At 65.6% G+C, this 16,493-nt stretch carries 16 protein-coding genes; 13 read left to right on the top strand and 3 right to left on the bottom strand.

What is annotated here, in order from left to right:
• From OXU42_09205 to OXU42_09195, 3 genes are all read left to right on the top strand, one after another.
• Positions 1-882 (top strand): UbiD family decarboxylase (locus OXU42_09205; GenBank protein MDE0029560.1); only part of this gene is annotated, 882 nt, incomplete at its 5' end.
• A 48-nt stretch (positions 883-930) separates the two neighbouring features.
• Positions 931-1,380: a hypothetical protein gene (locus OXU42_09200; GenBank protein ID MDE0029559.1), complete on the top strand. Its 450-nt coding sequence runs from the start codon at positions 931-933 to the stop codon at positions 1,378-1,380.
• A gap of 138 nt (positions 1,381-1,518) precedes the next feature.
• Complete coding sequence (locus tag OXU42_09195; GenBank protein ID MDE0029558.1) at positions 1,519-1,650, top strand: hypothetical protein; 132 nt, start codon at positions 1,519-1,521, stop codon at positions 1,648-1,650.
• Between the two features lie 72 nt (positions 1,651-1,722).
• On the opposite strand, the gene OXU42_09190 is transcribed toward OXU42_09195, so the two are convergent.
• A complete protein-coding gene (locus tag OXU42_09190; protein MDE0029557.1) occupies positions 1,723-2,493 on the bottom strand; it encodes an iron-containing redox enzyme family protein in 771 nt (256 codons plus the stop codon).
• Positions 2,494-2,617: 124 nt separating this feature from the next.
• Between OXU42_09190 and OXU42_09185 the strand changes: the two genes are divergently transcribed.
• From OXU42_09185 to OXU42_09170, 4 genes are read left to right on the top strand one after another with little or no spacing between them, the layout of a single operon-like run.
• Positions 2,618-3,130: an NfeD family protein gene (locus OXU42_09185; GenBank protein MDE0029556.1), complete on the top strand. Its 513-nt coding sequence runs from the start codon at positions 2,618-2,620 to the stop codon at positions 3,128-3,130.
• The gene (locus tag OXU42_09180; protein MDE0029555.1) at positions 3,130-4,098 is read left to right on the top strand and encodes a paraslipin; all 969 of its coding nucleotides are present in this window, start codon (positions 3,130-3,132) and stop codon (positions 4,096-4,098) included. The genes OXU42_09185 and OXU42_09180 overlap by 1 nt, the downstream gene beginning before the upstream one ends.
• 55 nt (positions 4,099-4,153) lie before the next feature.
• Positions 4,154-4,429 (top strand): hypothetical protein, encoded by a 276-nt coding sequence (locus OXU42_09175; GenBank protein MDE0029554.1) that lies wholly within the window; start codon positions 4,154-4,156, stop codon positions 4,427-4,429.
• Positions 4,430-4,460: 31 nt separating this feature from the next.
• The gene (locus OXU42_09170; protein MDE0029553.1) at positions 4,461-5,819 is read left to right on the top strand and encodes an MmgE/PrpD family protein; all 1,359 of its coding nucleotides are present in this window, start codon (positions 4,461-4,463) and stop codon (positions 5,817-5,819) included.
• A gap of 6 nt (positions 5,820-5,825) precedes the next feature.
• Here the strand turns inward: OXU42_09170 and OXU42_09165 are convergent, their stop codons facing one another.
• Both OXU42_09165 and OXU42_09160 read right to left on the bottom strand, forming a co-directional pair.
• Positions 5,826-6,146, bottom strand: a complete 321-nt coding sequence (locus tag OXU42_09165; protein ID MDE0029552.1) for an NIPSNAP family protein — start codon at positions 6,144-6,146, stop codon at positions 5,826-5,828.
• Between the two features lie 45 nt (positions 6,147-6,191).
• Positions 6,192-7,202 carry a hypothetical protein gene (locus OXU42_09160; protein MDE0029551.1) on the bottom strand — a complete coding sequence of 337 codons (1,011 nt, stop codon included), beginning with the start codon at positions 7,200-7,202 and terminating at the stop codon, positions 6,192-6,194.
• A 182-nt stretch (positions 7,203-7,384) separates the two neighbouring features.
• Here OXU42_09160 and OXU42_09155 point away from each other — a divergent pair, with 182 nt between their 5' ends.
• From OXU42_09155 to OXU42_09130, 6 genes are all read left to right on the top strand, one after another.
• Positions 7,385-8,038 carry a TetR/AcrR family transcriptional regulator gene (locus OXU42_09155; GenBank protein ID MDE0029550.1) on the top strand — a complete coding sequence of 218 codons (654 nt, stop codon included), beginning with the start codon at positions 7,385-7,387 and terminating at the stop codon, positions 8,036-8,038.
• Between the two features lie 179 nt (positions 8,039-8,217).
• Positions 8,218-9,909 (top strand): thiamine pyrophosphate-binding protein, encoded by a 1,692-nt coding sequence (locus OXU42_09150; protein ID MDE0029549.1) that lies wholly within the window; start codon positions 8,218-8,220, stop codon positions 9,907-9,909.
• A gap of 1,461 nt (positions 9,910-11,370) precedes the next feature.
• Positions 11,371-12,366, top strand: a complete 996-nt coding sequence (locus tag OXU42_09145) for a BMP family ABC transporter substrate-binding protein (GenBank protein MDE0029548.1) — start codon at positions 11,371-11,373, stop codon at positions 12,364-12,366.
• 59 nt (positions 12,367-12,425) lie between these two features.
• Positions 12,426-13,970 carry an ABC transporter ATP-binding protein gene (locus OXU42_09140; protein ID MDE0029547.1) on the top strand — a complete coding sequence of 515 codons (1,545 nt, stop codon included), beginning with the start codon at positions 12,426-12,428 and terminating at the stop codon, positions 13,968-13,970.
• A 126-nt stretch (positions 13,971-14,096) separates the two neighbouring features.
• On the top strand, positions 14,097-15,191 hold the full coding sequence (locus OXU42_09135) for an ABC transporter permease (GenBank protein MDE0029546.1): 1,095 nt from the start codon (positions 14,097-14,099) through the stop codon (positions 15,189-15,191).
• The gene (locus OXU42_09130) at positions 15,184-16,212 is read left to right on the top strand and encodes an ABC transporter permease (protein MDE0029545.1); all 1,029 of its coding nucleotides are present in this window, start codon (positions 15,184-15,186) and stop codon (positions 16,210-16,212) included. The genes OXU42_09135 and OXU42_09130 overlap by 8 nt, the downstream gene beginning before the upstream one ends.
• Positions 16,213-16,493 lie beyond the last annotated feature (281 nt).

The raw sequence follows: 16,493 nt of genomic DNA, 5'->3' as shown, positions 1-16,493 counted from the left end.
TCCGCTACCCGAGAAAATGATGGACATCAGTTGAGATCAATCTGCAATATATGGGACTACTACGTGCGCGCGGAGGCGCGCGGCGAGGCGCTGCCGGTGGCCTGCGTCATCGGCCACCACCCTGCCTACTACCTCGGCAACTGCATCCTCAACGGCATCGCCGAGGACGAGTACGAGAGCATCGGCGGGCTCATGGGCGAACCCTTGCGGCTGGTGCCGTCGGAGACCTTCGGCGACGAGCTGCTGGTGCCCGCGGACGCCGAGATGGTCATCGAGGGGCGGGTGGTGCCTTACGAGCGGGAAGTGGAGGGACCGTTCGGAGACTTCACCGGCCTGTACGGCCCCGCGGGTGAGTCGCCGGTGGTGGAAGTCACCGCCATCACCCACCGCCGGGGCGCCATGTGCATGGACATCCTGGCGGGCCACCGCGACCACCGGCTGTTGGGGGCGGTGCCCAAGGAGGGTAGCATCTACCGCAACGTGCGCGCGGTGGTGCCCACCGTCCGTTCCGTGTGCCTGCCCCTGAGCGGCGCCGGCCGGTTCCACTGCTACATCAGCATCGACAAGCGCTGCGAGGGCGAGGCCAAGCTGGCGGCCATGGCCGCGTTCACCGCCTCGGAACTGCTCAAGCACGTTGTCGTCGTGGACGCGGATATCGACGTATACGACGAGGAGGAGGTGCTGTGGGCCGTGGCCACGCGGGTGGACGCGGCCACCGACATCTCCATCATCGACCGCGTCAAGGGCAGCCGCCTGGACCCCGTGCATCCGGGCAAGGACTGGGGCTCGAAGCTCATCGTCGACGCCTGCCGCAACGAGGACATCGAGTTCCCCGACCGCATCGCCGCCGCGGAGTACCGTCCGAAGGGTGCGAAGGATTGAGCGGGTCTTGGCCATGACAAGCACTCACGGCGGCCGCGGCGAGCGTTCATGAGCGACGCGGAACGTCCGGCGGACCCCGAAGCGGAAGAGCCGCGGATCCGGGTGACGCAGGTATCCTGCGCCAGGTGCGGCGAGGATTGGCGCATGGCTTGGCGCATCGACAACCTCACCACTTCCGAGATGCGGTTGCTCGATGTGCGGTTCCCGCACGGGCGGTTCCGCAGCGGCCTCCGGGAGCTTGCAGATGTTCGGGTCGCGCCGTCGGCAAGCACCGACCTGGAGGCTGTGGTTGCGTGCCGCGGCAGCGACGGCGAGGTGGTGGAGAATACGTTCTTGATCTCCACGGTCGAATGGCGGAAAGTCCTCTGGCGGATACTGGCGCGCATGACCGTGCGCTTCGCGCCGGACGGGTCGCCGGACGCGGCCACGGAGCTCGTGACGGTTCAGCGGGTGGGGTTCTCCGACCCCGGAGATCCAGAGAAGGCGTCGAGGGCCTGACGGTTGACAGGAAAATGACGCTCGAACGTATTTTGTAGGTGCCTGGAGGAAAGCATGACCGAACGCGAGAAGTACATCTTCAAGCGCATGGGTGGCTGATACGGCAATTGAGGCCTCGGCTTCGAAGAGACCGCGGGTATGGTCTCCAACACCCTTGAGATGGAACTCGACGACCTCGTCGCGACGCTGAAACGCGTCGGCGAGACCTGTGGCGAGGATCCCGAGTACCAGAAGCTGCGCGCGCCGCTGCCGGACGACTGGCCGATCTAGCCGGCCCTCGAAGAGTCATTCCCGCGGAAGCGGGAACCAGCGGGGTGGGGCGGTCCTTTCCGGACGGCAGGTTCACGCTTGCTTTGCTTCCGGCAGGCCCGCCTCGGCCTGACGCGGGTCGAAGGGCCGGACTCCCGGCCAGAAGTCCCGCCGGCCGGTCATGGCCTGGACGTGGCCGTCCCATTCCAGGGTGAACGCGGTGATGCCGAGCTTGACGGCGCGGCGGATCTTCTCGCGGGTTTCCTCATCGACGGCGGCCCTGCGGAGGGTGTCTATCTGCCGGGAGCCGTGCCCCACATCCTGTTCCGCGTGGATGCGGTAGGTTTCCACCTGCCGTTCCGAAAAACCGTAGTGTCCCACCAGCTCCTTGTAGGCCCGGGCGGCCGCGCCGTCCGGGCCGCCGTGCTGGCTCTCGACGAAGGCGAGCATGGCCACGCCTTCGAGCGCGGACCTGCGCTGGCAGCAGCCGATGATCATCTCGATGGCCGCCAGGGTGCCCGGCGTGGGCTCGGCGTTGTCCGCTTCCTCGCGGGATATCCCGGCTTCCTCCAGGAACTGGTACATGATGTCCACGTGGCTGCGGTCGCCGGACAGCTCCTCCAGGAAGTTCTCCAGCACCACGTCCGCCAGCCCTTGTTCCCGGTTCGCTACCGCGTTGACCGCCATGTACCCGAAGTAGATGGGGTTGGTACGCACGCGGAGGTAGTGCTGCACCTCTCCCAGGACGATCTGCTCGCGGCTCCATCGGTGGTCGACGATGCCCTTGAACCAGGGATGCTCCACCATTGGCACCTGGTTTGCGTATTCCCACAACTCATCGATGAACTGATCCGGCGACGTCACGGCGGCACCTCCTCGACAGGATTGATCCGGCCCATGCAAACGAGCATACTCGTATCATCGGGGCAAGCCAATACTCCGGGCAAACCGGGACCGGTCGGGACCGGCACGCGGGCCGGGAGACGGAATGACGAGGAGGCCGGGACAGGGACCGGCTATCGAGGAGCACGACATGCCTTGGTGGGGCTGGCTGAGCATCGGGATCATCCTGATGGGAGTGGAGCTGACCGCGGTCGACGCCGCGTTCTATCTTATCTTCGTCGGCGCGGCCGCGGTCCTCGTAGGGATCATCGGACTGGCGGGTGTCGACCTGCCCGTCTGGGGCCAGTTGGCGGCATTCGCGGTGCTGGCGCTGGTGTCCATGGTGCTGTTCCGCGGGAAGCTCTACGACCGCATCCGCGGCGGGCTGCCGGGTTTCGAGTACAAGGTGGCGGGCCGCATCGTGTCGGTGGCCGAGGAGGTCCCCCTGGGCGGTGAAACGCGGGTGAGTCTCCAGGGCACCCAATGGACCGCGGTCAACGTGGGGCCGGCGCCGATCGCGGCGGGCGGCCGCGCGCGCGTGGTCGGAAGAGACAGCGTAAACTTGTCCATCGAAGGACTGGCCGACGACGCTGTCAACGAACCGGGAGGGGGACGGTAATGGTTGGACTGGATGCGAACCTGGGTTTCCTGATCACGACCGGCGTTCTCGCCCTCGTCGTGCTGATCGTGCTCATCAAGACGGCCGTGGTGGTGCCGCAGCAGAACGCGTACGTCGTCGAGAACCTCGGCAAGTACTCGCGTACTCTCAAGCCGGGCTTCAACATCCTGGTGCCGTTCCTGGAGCGGGTCGCCTACCGCCACAGCCTCAAGGAGCACGCCCTCGACATCGAGGAGCAGGTCTGCATCACGTCGGACAATGTCCAGGTGGGGGTGGACGGCGTGCTCTACCTGCAGGTGGTGGAACCGGAAAGGGCGTCGTACGGCATCGGCAACTACGTGTTCGCCATCTCCCAGCTCGCCCAGACCACGCTGCGCAGCGAGATCGGCAAGATCGAGCTGGACAAGACGTTCGAGGAGCGGGGTCACATCAACCAGTCCGTGGTCGAGGAACTCGACAAGGCCTCCGATCCCTGGGGCGTGAAGGTGCTGCGCTACGAGATCAAGAACATCAACCCGCCACAGGACGTGCTCTCGGCCATGGAGAAGCAGATGCGCGCGGAGCGGGAGAAGCGCGCCACCGTGCTGTCGTCCGAAGGCGAACGGGACGCCAAGATCAACGAGGCCGAAGGCGAAAAGCAGCAGGTCATCAAGGCTTCGGAGGCCGCCAAGCAGCGCCAGATCAACGAGGCCGAAGGCGAGGCCTCGGCCATCCTCGCGGTGGCGGAGGCCACGGCCGAAGGCCTGAAGAAGGTGGCCGAGGCCCTGGACTCCGAGGGTGGCGACAAGGCCATGCAGCTTCGCGTCGCGGAGAACTACCTGGAGCGTTTCGGCAACCTCGCCAAGGAGGGCAACACCCTCATCGTCCCCGCCAATCTCAGCGACCTCACCTCCATGATCAGCGCCGCCACCACGGTGCTGGGCCACACCCCCGGACGGCGCAACCGGGAGCCGGAGCAGAACGCCTGAGGGCGGCCGGAACCGGAGCGTCGTGGCGAGTTGCCGTTTCGAGGACCCGAGGGTCGTGACGCTGCTGGCGGGGCTGGTGCGCGCGTTCAGGGCTGGCGACATCGAGTTGCGCTTCGACGAAGCCGACCGCGCGATTCTGGGGAGACTGGGCGAGGACGGTCTGGTGGATCTGGCCAACGACGGCTTTCGGCTTAACGAGACGGGCGGTTCCTACCGGGTGCGGTCGCAGGTGCCGCCGGTGACGCCCGATGGGATCCTCTTTCTGGAGCGCCTCCCCATCGACCAGTTTGCGGATCGGCCGGGACTTTTCCGCTTCCTCGGCTGGCTGTGACGATGCTGCCGCTGGAAAGGAACAACACACGATGGACGGACTTGCAGACAGGATATCGGAATTCGTCGTCGGCAATGACTTCGACAGGCTGCCGCCGGAGGTCGTGGCGGCCGCCAAGTCGGCGTTCCTGGACTGCGTCGGCGTGGCGCTGGCGGGATCGGACGAGGAGAGCGCGCGGATCTGCGCGGCGATGGCACGACAGGAATCCGGGGCCGGCGAGGCCACGGTCATCGGGCATGGATTTCAGACCTCGGCCACGTTGGCCGCGCTGTGCAATGGCACCTCGGCCCACGCCCTGGACTTCGACCACAGCTATCTCATGGGGCAGCCCACCGCCGGCCTGATCCCAGCGGTGCTCACAATGGGAGAGACGCTGGGGGCTACAGGCCGGGACGTCCTGGCCGCCTATGTGGCGGGCTTCGAGGTGGTGTCGCGTCTGGCCCGCTCCATACCGCAGCTTTCCACCCACGGCCACTGGCACGCCACATCGAGCTTCGGCACGGTGGGCGCCGCGGCCTGCTGCGCGCGATTGGCGGGTCTGGACGCCGGCGCAACGCGCAATGCACTGGGCATCGCCGCTTCCATGGCGTCGGGAATGGTGTGGAACTTCGCCACCATGACCAAGCCGCTGCACTCGGGGCTGGCGGCCCAGAACGGCGTGCTGGCAACGCGTCTGGCCGGGCAAGGCTTCACTTCCAGCCCGGCGGCGCTGGAAGAAGGGAAAGGGGTGTTCGACTGCTTCGGCCGTGGGCTTGAGTGCGACGCGAGCCCGTTCGAGACTCTCGGCCGCAGCTTCGACCTCACCGGCATCGGCATCAGCGTCAAGCCGTATCCCTGCGGCGGCCTGACCCACGCGGCCGTGGACGCCGTGCTGGAACTGCGGCAGGAAGGTCTTCGGCCGGACCAGGTGGATTCAATCCGGGTGGGCGTGACCTCACAGGTGTTCGACCGGATCATGAACGCGTTACCTGCCAACGGCATCGAGTCCAAGTTCAGCATGCCCTACATCCTGGCGAGGGCGCTCGTGGACGGGGCGCTGGTGCTGGACACGTTCACGGACGAGGCCGCGACGGACCCCGCGGTCCGGCGCCTCGCGGAAACCATCGTCATGGAGCTGGATGCCGGCCTCGTGGATACCGCGGACGGCGCCCGTCCCGCCGATGTGACGGTCCGTCTCAAGGACGGCGGCGAGTTGCGCCGCCGCGTGGACCACTCACGGGGTAGGCCCGAAAAGCCCATGACCCCAGCGGAGCTGCGGCAGAAGTTCGATACCTGCGCGGCCAGGGCGCTGGACGCCGAGCAGGTCGGGCAAGTCGCCGAGCTCATCGCCGGCCTGGAGGGTGTGACGAGTATCCGGGGGCTCTGCGAGCTCCTGGCGGGGTCGAAGTGACGAGCCTCAGTTTATGACCGACAAGGCGGTGGCTTCGAGCGCCGTCACCACCATGGCTTCCCGGTCCAGCATCGCCTGGATGTCCGGGACCACCTCGTTCTTCCAGTAGTCGCTCTCCGCGATGGTCTTGGCGAACGCTTCCTTCTGCTCCGGGCTGTCGAAGCGGCGCAGCCAGACGTAGGTGTCATCGTCATCCCGGCCGGTGAAGCTGCCGGAGACAACCACGCCGTTGGACGCGTGGAACGGGATGATCTTCTCTTCCATGGTCTTGACCCAGGCGTCGCGCTTGCCGGGCTTCGTCTTGTACTGGCGCAGCTCGAAAAACATGAAACTCTCCCTTGTTGTGGCTGTCCAAAGGATCGGCGAGCCGTCTTACCGGCCGTCGCCGGATCCGTTCTCTTCCTCGGTTTCCGGAACCCAGCCCTCGCCGAACTCCTCGGCCTCCTGGATGCCTTCCGCCCGCCACTCGTCGATGAGCTGCCGCACGGGGATCTTGCGCCGCATGAGTCCCTTCATGAGGTTCTTGTACATGGGCGCCACGGGCGTCTGGGCGTTGATCGGGCAGACCGTGAGGCAGACCTTGCAGCCTTCGTACTGCTCGAAGAAAGGACGGCAGGTGGGGGTGTCCACGTGCCAGCGCACGGTGCCGAAGACCTCCTGCTTCTGGGGGACGATGGAATCCCCGGGACAGAAGTTGGTGCACGCGTTGCAGCGCAGGCAGAAGTCGTCGAAGCCGAAGTCCGCGGGTTGCGCCTCGGGAATCAGCGGCATCTCGGTTGTGACAGCGCCCAGCCGCACGCTCGGGCCGAACTTCTTGGTGATGAGCGAGCCGTGGCGCCCCAGTTCGCCCAAGCCAGCCTTCCAGGCCACCGGAATGAACAGCAGGTCGCCCTCGTTGGCATAGCCCACCGCGTGGTAGCCGTAGGCGCGGATGTACTGCGCCAAGCGGACGGTGACGTCGGACAACAGGTAGTAGACCTTGTGAACCTCGGTCTGGGCCAGCGGGCCCAGACGCTTCATTTCCTCGAAGCTCATGTGAATGGCGAAGGAGATGGCCACCGTGTGGCCCTCGGGCGGTTTGGTGCCGCGCACGAAGTCGAACTCGTCGATGGGCGCGACGCCGACGATGTCCGCGCCCATGTCCAGCACCACCTTCTTGATGGTGCGGGTAACCCCGGCCCAGTCCTCGGTCTCCAGCCGGTCCGGGTTCACCGGGCCGTCGTGCAGATTGCGGCGGTCATGGTCCTCCCGCATGAACATGTACCGGCGAGTGAGCGGGTGACGCTGGGCCTTTCTCGCCTGCCCCACTTTCTTGTCGGGGAAGGGCCACTGCTTGACGGGCTGCTCCCGGCGTTCCGTGAATATGATTCCGCTGGGTTCCATGAGTTGCTCCTCTCGGCACGGATACTCGCGGAGGCTGAAGCTCCGCGGGAACTCCTCCCGGTTCATGCAGGCCGGATCTTACCAGAGGCGCCCGGCGGATGCCACGTTTGGTTCGCCACCTGACCTGCACATACCGTACGGAGTGTTGAAATTATCCGTCAAGAAAGCGAATATTGTTTCCTATGATCAAACAGGCTCCGAAAAAGCGTCGAAGAAGGAATTTTTCCCGTATACCTCGCCGTGCGCAGATCCTCGACATCGCGGTCGATATCCTCGTGGAGCGGGGATACCGCGACACCACCATGCTTGCAGTGGCGCAGCGCGCTTCGGCTTCCAAGGAGACGCTGTACACCTGGTTCGGGGACAAGTTGGGGCTGTTCGAGGCAGTGATCCGCCGGAACGCGGCGCGAATGCGCATGGCGGTCAACGGGTATCATGACAAGGAAGTTCCGGTCGAGTCCGTATTGACCGACTTCGGCCGGGCACTGGCGGCAGTGCTTCTCGACGAGAAAGCCGTCGCCATTGACCGGGCTGCGATTTCCGAGGCGTGTTCGGGGCCCTCGTTGGCCGAAAGCGTTGCCAAACTGGGCCGCGATCCCACGTTGCGTGCCTTCGCCGGCTATCTGGAACGGTGCCGGGCTCACGGCGTTCTCCAGTTCGATGACGTGCACGACGCGGCGGAGACCTTTCTCGTGCTCCTCCTTGGAGATGCCTATACACGAAGGTTGCTCGGTGTGATCGAGACACCGTCCGAAGCCGACATCAACGACAAGGCCGAACGAGCCGTGCGGAAGTTCCTCCGGCTCTACGGCGTCCAGGGCAACCCGTTGGCGTAGTCTTCGCGTCTTCGCCCGCCGGAATTCATCCGCCGAAATCCGTCATGCCGGCGCAGCCCCATTCAGCCGGCGTCCGTCCACGCTTGTTTTGCCCGCCTGCCTCCTTTACGGTTCGGAGATAGCCTCGAAGGCATCGAACCTGGCGCCTTGCGCACCGGACCCCCTGGAGGAACCACATCATGAAAATGACCGCGGGACATGCGGTTGCCGAAGTGCTGGCGCAGCTAGGTGTCCGCAAGGTGATCGGCGTCGTGGGTTCGTGCATGCTCGAGATACTCGACGGCATGTACGGCCGGGAGGACATCCAGTTTCTCTCCACGCGCCACGAGCAGGCCGCGGCCCTGATGGCCGACGGGTTTGCGCGCATTGCCGGCCGTCCCGGCGTGTGCATTGCCACCAACGGCCCCGGTGCCACCAACCTCCTGACCGGGGTGGCCAATGCCTTCCACGCCCAGAGTCCGGTGCTGGTCATCACCGGCGCCCCCATGCTCAAGGACATGTTCCGGGATTCGGCCCAGGAGATCGACCAGCAGGCCATGTTCCGGCCGGTGGTCAAGTGGTCGGTGCAGGTGCGCAAGCCCGAGCTGGCGGCGGCACTGACCTGGGAGGCCTACCAGCGCACCATGACGGGAGTGCCCGGGCCGGTGCACCTGGACCTTCCCCGGGACGTGTTGAACGAGAGCGTGGAGATGCCGGACATGGGCCGGCTCTTTCGGGGCGACGTGGCTGTCCCCGCGCCCGACGCCGAAGCCGTGACGGCGGCCGCCGGGTTGCTCGAGAAGGCGCGCCGGCCGGTGCTGTTGGCCGGCGGCGGCGTCCTCTGGTCGGAAGCGAGTGACGAGGTCATTGCGCTGTCCAAACGCCTGAGCGCGCCCGTCATGTCCTCCACCGGGCGGGACGACGTCGCGCCCCGGTCCTATCCCCTGTACTTGGGCACCATCGGCCGGGGGGCGCTGCCCGAGGCCCAGGCCTTCTTCAAGCAGGCCGACCTGGTGCTGGCCGTGGGCACCAGCCTAGGCCACCTCACCACCTTCTGGCGCCCGGACTTCTTCGCTCCCGGAACCAGGCTCATTCACGTGGCCCAGGACCGGAGCAACATCGGCCGGGTCTATCCTGCGGACGTGGGCATGCAGGCCGACGCCCGGGTCGCCGTCAAGGCGCTGCTGCGGGCGGTGAAACGGAACGGCGCGGGCCGCGTGGGCTGGCTCAGGAAGGCCGCCGCCGTGCGCGCCGCGCAGGACAAGCACCGGAACCGTGCGGCCCGCTTCGACGGCCGCCCCATCGACCCGCGCCGGGCCCACGCTGCCCTGCGCAAGGTCCTCCCCAAGGACGCCATCATCTCCATCGACGCCGGCGTCGGCCCGGGCTACGTCTACGAGTACCAGACCTTCGAACGCCCGCGGAGCCTGCTGGCGCCCCAGGGACTCGCCGCCATCGGCATCGGCTACCCTGTGGGCCTCGGCGCCAAGCTCGCCGCCCCGGACCGCCCCGTCGTCACCCTGAGCGGTGACGGCTCCTTCCTCTACAACGGCGCCGAACTGGAGACCGCCGTGCGCGAGCACATCCCCACTACCTGCATCATCCTCAACAACTTCAACTACGGCTCCGAACGCGCCTACCAGAAGTTCTATTACGACGAACGCTACATCGGCGACGCCATCGGCAACCCGCCGTTCGATGAGTATGCCCGCGTCTTCGGCGCGGCGGGTCTGCGGGTCACCGAGCCCGGCGAGCTGGAGGACGCTTTCGCCGAAGCCTTGCGCCTGGGCAAGACCCAGCCGGTCCTGGTGGATGTGCTGTGCACCGCGGATGTGTTCCCCGAGCCGCGACGGAAGGAGACGGTGAAGGCGGAACGGTTGCGAAGGACCTGAGACCTTGTGGGCCAGCAGACACGTTCTGATGGACTCGCGTTGACTGATTCGATGATTCGTCGTCGCCACGGCTTCGGTTCAACGCGCATTACAAACTGGCGACAGATGCGACAGCGTCCCACGAGCCGACGTTGGAGCCGGGAACGAAACCGCGACCTGTCGCTGGTTTCTTCAGATCTACCGTAGTTGAAGGCTAGGGTTCGGCAAGGCTACGAACGCTTACTGATAGATGTAACCCAGTGATCGATGATCGAGCACATCTGCAGGCGATCTCTCCGGCTGGACTGAAAAATCGGGTATCGGGCAGTCTGACGGCAATAGGTTGGATACGTACCCTGTTTTCATTCCAATCCAAGGCCACATCACATCGTTCAACTTGTGACCCTCATCTTCCCCTGATTGCGGCCCGGGGTAGAACGGGCTACCTTGACGGCCGTCGTCTTGCCACTTTGCCCAAAGACGGTCGATGTTACAGTGGTGCATGAAGAATATGAGATCGTTGGGTGAAGTATATGGATGGCCCATATGTCCACCGACCCATCCATGCCCATAGTTGTGCATGCGAAGCCCCCGTTCCAGCCTATTTCTGAATCCCTTGGGCTGGCGAGTCTGCGTTCCGTTTATGGGATCAACTTCCATCGACATTGCGGTGTCTTCAAATTCAGGTCTACTCAACGTGCGTCGAACGTCCTCCGGGACGGCAAGGCTTCTGGTGTCTAGTTCTCGGCGAAGGATGGTTCCAAGGTTATAGGCAAGAGAAGGCCTTACCTGCCAACCCGGAAGATTCTTTGGCCACCATGACGGTCTCGCGAAATTATTTCGTTGGGTTCCGGGCGCGTCAAAAGCAAAGTACCCTTCTCCGATCAGCCCGTCTCTGGGCCCCAGAAAGTCATTCACGAATAGCTTGTTTGCCGTGCCAGCATGGTCCGTCCAATCCCAATAGGGAAGACCCGTAGACGACCCGTGTCCCACAAGGGCCTTCTCGAAGGACAGGAGAAACTCCCGGTGCCACGGCAGGAACGCAGGACCACGGTGTCCCATGTTGGATGTACTTCCACCCGGGACGGTGACGTTTAGACATCCCAAATGCAACGCCACGAACTGGTCGTAGATGGAAATCCGTTGTGTTGAGGGAGCACTAGGATTTGCAACGGTTGCCTTCATGCTCATTACAGCGGCCAACAGAGAATCCCGTTCGTCGTTGGTAAGGGCTGTCGCACTTTTTCTGGTCGGCATACTCTCCTCCTTATTACCGTACTTGATGGTACGGTTATAACCTGACAGGGCCAAGTTGTCAAGCTCATCTGCGATTCGTGGACGAAACCCGACTTGTTCTACACTTCGTGGAAGGTCGCCGGAATCTGTTGGAACGCCCATCCAACGCAGGGGATCGACTTCCCTTCGCGGACCGGAAATGGTTCTATATGGTCTGCAGGTGCGAAGTTCGACAAGGGGAGCGACATGACCAGAATCCTACTCGTCGCCGCGACGGCACTCCTCATTTCCTCCGCGTCCTGGGCTGCGGATTTCAAGCCCGCGGTGGTGTTCGACAAGGGGGGCAAGTTCGACAAGAGCTTCAACGAGGGCGTCTGGAGGGGCGTAACAAAGTTCGTGGACGAGACCGGCGTCGACGTCCTGGAGTTCCAGGTCACGAACGAGACTCAACGCGAGCAAGTCATGCGCCGGCTCGTGGGGCGCGGCGTCACGGTGCTGCTGGCGGTGGGTTTCTCGCAGGCGGATGCCATTAACGCGGTGGCCGCCGACCATCCGGACAGGCAGTTCGCGATCATCGACGTCTTCTGGCTGAACCAGCCGAACCTCCGCCAGTATGCCTTCAAGGAACACGAGGGATCCTACCTCGTGGGCGTTGCCGCAGCACTGACCTCCAAGACCGGCAAGATCGGCTTCGTCGGCGGCATGGATGTGCCGTTGATCCGCAAGTTTGCCTGCGGCTACGTACAGGGTGCCAGGGGAGCCAGCCCCGGGATCGAGGTGCTACGGAACATGACCGGAACGACGCCGGCGGCGTGGAACGATCCCGCCAAGGGCGCCGAGTTGGCCCGCGGGCAGATGGACCGCGGCGCGGATGTCGTCTACCATGCGGCCGGGGCCACGGGCCTGGGCGTCATCCGGGCGGTAGCGGATGCCGGCAAGCTCGTCATCGGGGTGGACTCGAACCAGAACGGGCTCGCGCCGGGCCACGTGCTGACCTCCATGCTGAAGCGCGTGGACGTGGCCGCCTACCAGACGCTGAAGGATGCGATGGAAGGCAAGTTCACCGCTGGCGTGGTGACCCTCGGCCTCGCCGAAGGCGGTGTGGACTGGGCGCAGGACGAGCACAACGCCGCGCTGGTCTCCGGCGAGGTGCGCGCCGCCGTCGAACGCGCCAAGGAGGACATCATCGCCAAGCGGATCACCGTGCACGACTACGGGAGCAACTCCGACTGTCCGTTCTGATGGACGGGGGAACTTCTGCCGCGACGGGCACCTCCGGTCCTGCCAGGACGGATCCTCACGTGAGCGCTGACTCCCACGTGAGCGGGAGCACGCCGCCGGCGATCCGTCTCAGGCGGATCTCCAAGCGTTTCGGCGCGGTTCTGGCCAACGACGCCGTCGACCTCGACGTCACGGCCGGCACCATCCACGGAATCATCGGCGAGAACGGAGCGGGCAAGACCACGCTGGTTTCGATCCTCTACGGCCTCTATGCGCCCGATGAAGGCGAGATCGAGATCGACGGCCGGCCCGTGGCCATCGCCGCGCCCGCCGACGCCATCGCCTACGGCATCGGCATGGTCCATCAGCACTTCATGCTGGTGCCCACCTTCACGGTGCTTGAGAACGTCATGCTCGGCGCGGAGACGCACGCGCGGCTGAAGCCCGCCGCCGCGGAGGTGCGCACGGAACTGCTGGAGCTCGAGCAGAGCATCGGATTGGGCGTCGATCCCGATGCCGTGGTGGAGGACCTGCCGCTGGGTCTGCAGCAGCGGGTCGAGATCCTCAAGGCGCTGCGCCGGGGGGCGCGCATCCTGATCCTCGACGAGCCCACCAGCGTGCTCACGCCGGCCGACACCGAACGGCTCTTCGAGATCCTGCGAGGCCTGCGCGACAGCGGTGTGACCATCCTGTTGATCACCCACAAGCTCCCGGAGATCATGGCGGTGTGCGACGCCGTGTCGGTGATGCGGGCGGGCAGGATCGTCGGCCACCGGGTCCCGGCCCGGACCACGCCGGTGGAGCTCGCCGAACTGATGGTGGGGCGCAAGGTCGCGCTCGATCGCGAGCATGAGTCCGGCACGCCGGGCACGGTAGCGCTGCGGGTCGAGGATGTCACCTGGCGCGACGCCGCCGGCACGGTGCGGCTCGACCGGGTCTCGTTCGAGGTGCGTTCGGGCGAAGTGCTGGGGGTGGCGGGTGTCTCCGGCAACGGGCAGTCGGTGCTCCTGGACGTGCTGGCGGGCATTGCGCCCATGCAGGAAGGACGGCTGGCGCTCTCCGGCGGCAGAGTCGACCGCGCGCGCCCGGCGGACAGCGCGCGCATGCGCCGGCTGCGCATGGCCCATGTGCCCGAAGACCGGCAGCGTCGCGGGCTGGTGCTGCCGTTCGAGGCCCGCGAGAACGCCATGCTCGGCTATCCCGGGCATTTCGGCGACGGGATGTGGGCGTGGCCGGCCGCCATGGAGTCGCGTGCGTTCCCGATCATGAACGACTTCGACGTGCGTCCCCTGGAGACCCGGCTCCCCGCCCGCGGCTTCTCCGGCGGCAACCAGCAGAAGCTGGTCATCGCCCGGGAGTTCGCGGAAAACCCGGACATCCTGCTCCTGGCGCAGCCGACCCGGGGAGTGGACATCGGTGCCATCGAGTTCATCCATGCGAAGATCCTCGCCCTCAAGCGGCAGGGCTGCGCGATCCTGCTGGTCTCGGCCGAGCTGGACGAGATCCTCGCGCTCTCGGACCGGATCATGGTGATGCACGCCGGGCGCGTCGTCGGCACGGTCGACCGCGGCGCTGCCACGCGCGGGCAACTGGGACTCATGATGGCGGGCGAGGCGCCGGCGTGAGGGTTCCTTCGACTTCGCTCGGCGGACCTCGCTACGCTCAGGACGAGCGGCGATGTGTTCTTCACACCGTTCGTCCTGAGCGTAGTGAAGCGAAGTCGAAGGACGCCATTCGACATCAGGGCTAGCATGCCGCTGCCGCGCTGGATGGATGTCTTTGTTGTCCCGGCCGTCAACCTGTTGCTGGCGCTGGCGGTGGTGGCGCTCCTCTTCGCCGCCATCGGCGAGGATCCGCTGCGGGCGCTCGCGGTGATGGCCCAGGGGGCGTTCATTCACCCCGGCTCCCTCGGCTACACGCTCTACTACACCACCAACTTCATCTTCACAGGCCTCGCCGTGGCCGTGGCCTTCCACGCCATGCTGTTCAACATCGGCGGCGAGGGTCAGGCCATGATGGGCGGTCTTGGCGTTGCCCTCGTCGGCATTGCGCTCGATCCCTACTTGCCCGGCGTCGTCGTGATCTTGCTGGCCGTCGGCGGCGCGGCGGGGTTCGGCGCGGCCTGGGCCTTCGTTCCGGGCTGGCTCCAGGCCCATCGCGGCAGCAACATCGTCATCACCACCATCATGTTCAACTTCATTGCCGCGGGGCTCCTCGTCTGGCTGCTTTCGGGCATGTTGATGATGTCCGGGCAGGGGTCGCCCCAGACACGGAGTCTGGACGCGGCCGTCTGGCTTCCCTTTATCCATGACATTCTGCGCGCCTTCGGGATGGAGGCGGAACGTTCGCCGTTCAACATCTCCTTCATCTTCGCGCTCGCGGCCTGCGTCGGCGTCTGGCTGCTGATCTGGCGCACCAAGCTCGGCTATGCGCTGCGCGTCATGGGCCAATCCGAGCCGGCGGCGGTCTACGCGGGGGTTCCGGTGCGCCGGCTGATCGTGACAGCCATGGCCATCTCCGGCGCGCTGGCCGGTTGCATGGCGCTCAACGAGATCCTGGGCGTGCACCACAAGCTGGTCCTCAACTTCACGGCGGGCTATGGCTTCACCGGCATCGCGGTGGCGTTGATGGGCCGCAACCATCCAGTGGGGATCGTCATGGCGTCGTTTCTGTTTGGAGCACTCTACCAGGGCGGCGCGGAGCTCGACTTCGAGTTCAAGACGGTCACCCGGGAGATGGTTCTGGTCATCCAGGGGCTGATCATCCTTTTCTCGGGCGCCCTCGCGCACATGCCGGTGCCTTGGCTCCTCCGGCTGGCGGCTTGGTGGAGGCCCGCCAATGCCTGACGTCTGGGTCGACATCCTGCGCCTGCTCGACGGGACGCTCCGGCTGGCGACCCCGCTGATCCTTTGCGCCATGGCGGGGGTTCTCTCCGAGCGGTCGGGGATCATCGACATCGGGCTGGAGGGCAAGCTCCTGGCTGGCGCCTTCGCCGCGGCCGCCGCCGCCAGCCTCTCCGGCTCGCCCTGGATCGGGCTCGCGGCCGCCATCGGGGTCGCGGTCCTGTTCGCCGGCGCACACGGGTTCGCCTGCATCACCCAACGCGGCGAGCAGATCATCTCCGGCCTTGCCGTAAACATCCTGGCGTCCGGCCTGACGGTCGTGGTGGGGATTGCGCTATTCCAGCAGGGCGGGCAGACGCCGGATCTCGGACCGTCGGAGCGCTTCGGCCCCATCCGCCTGCCCGGGGTGGACGCCGTGGCCCAAGTGCCGATGGCGGGCCCGCTCTACGCCGAACTGATCTCGGGGCACAACGTGCTGGTCTACGTCGGCCTGGGTGCCGTCCTTGCGGTCTGGTGGCTGCTCTACCGCACGGCCTTCGGGTTGCGGTTGCGCGCCGTCGGCGAGGCACCCGAGGCCGTGGAGACGGCCGGCGTCTCGGTTTCCTGGCTGCGCTACCGCGCCGTGCTCCTCGCCGGTGTTCTCTGCGGTATCGCCGGAGCCTATCTCTCTATCGCCCACGGCGCCGGGTTCGTGCGCGAGATGTCCGCCGGCAAAGGCTACATCGCCCTCGCCGCGATGATCTTCGGGAAGTGGCGGCCCGGTCCGGCGCTGCTGGCCTGCCTCCTCTTCGGATTCCTCGACACGTACACGCCGAGGTTGGAAGGCGTGGCTGTGTTCTGCGGCGACGGCAACGCGATGGAGTTTCTGATCACCGCCCTCGGCGGCGCCTGCGACCAGGGACGGCTCAGGCTCCCGGCCGCCCTCATCCCGATGCTGCCCTATGTCCTCACGGTGGTGCTGCTGGCGGGGTTTTTCGGACGCGCGGTGCCGCCGATTGCCTTGGGGAAACCCTATCTAAAATGACACGTATCGCGTCAAAATCGCGTCAAGACGCCCGAGTGAGAATGTTTCGCATGTTTCCAGCACCAGAGAACGGCTTTACGGGTACCTGGAAGTACGGCGATATTGACACACCTACGGGTTCTGTTAGATTTGGTCCGGAAGGATCGAAGGCGTTGCCGGAGGGAGGCGTGAGTGAAAAAGTCATCCCGCGCACCGCGCCGGGGTCATATCCTCGACGTCGCGGCCAAGGTTCTGTCCGAGCGCGGATATCGCGACACCACCATGCTCGAGGTAGCAAAACG

Source organism: Deltaproteobacteria bacterium (assembly GCA_028818775.1).
GTDB lineage: Bacteria > Desulfobacterota > Binatia > UBA9968 > JAJDTQ01 > JAJDTQ01.
Note: the sequence above shows the minus strand (reverse complement) of the source record. Positions and strands in the feature narration are given on the sequence as shown.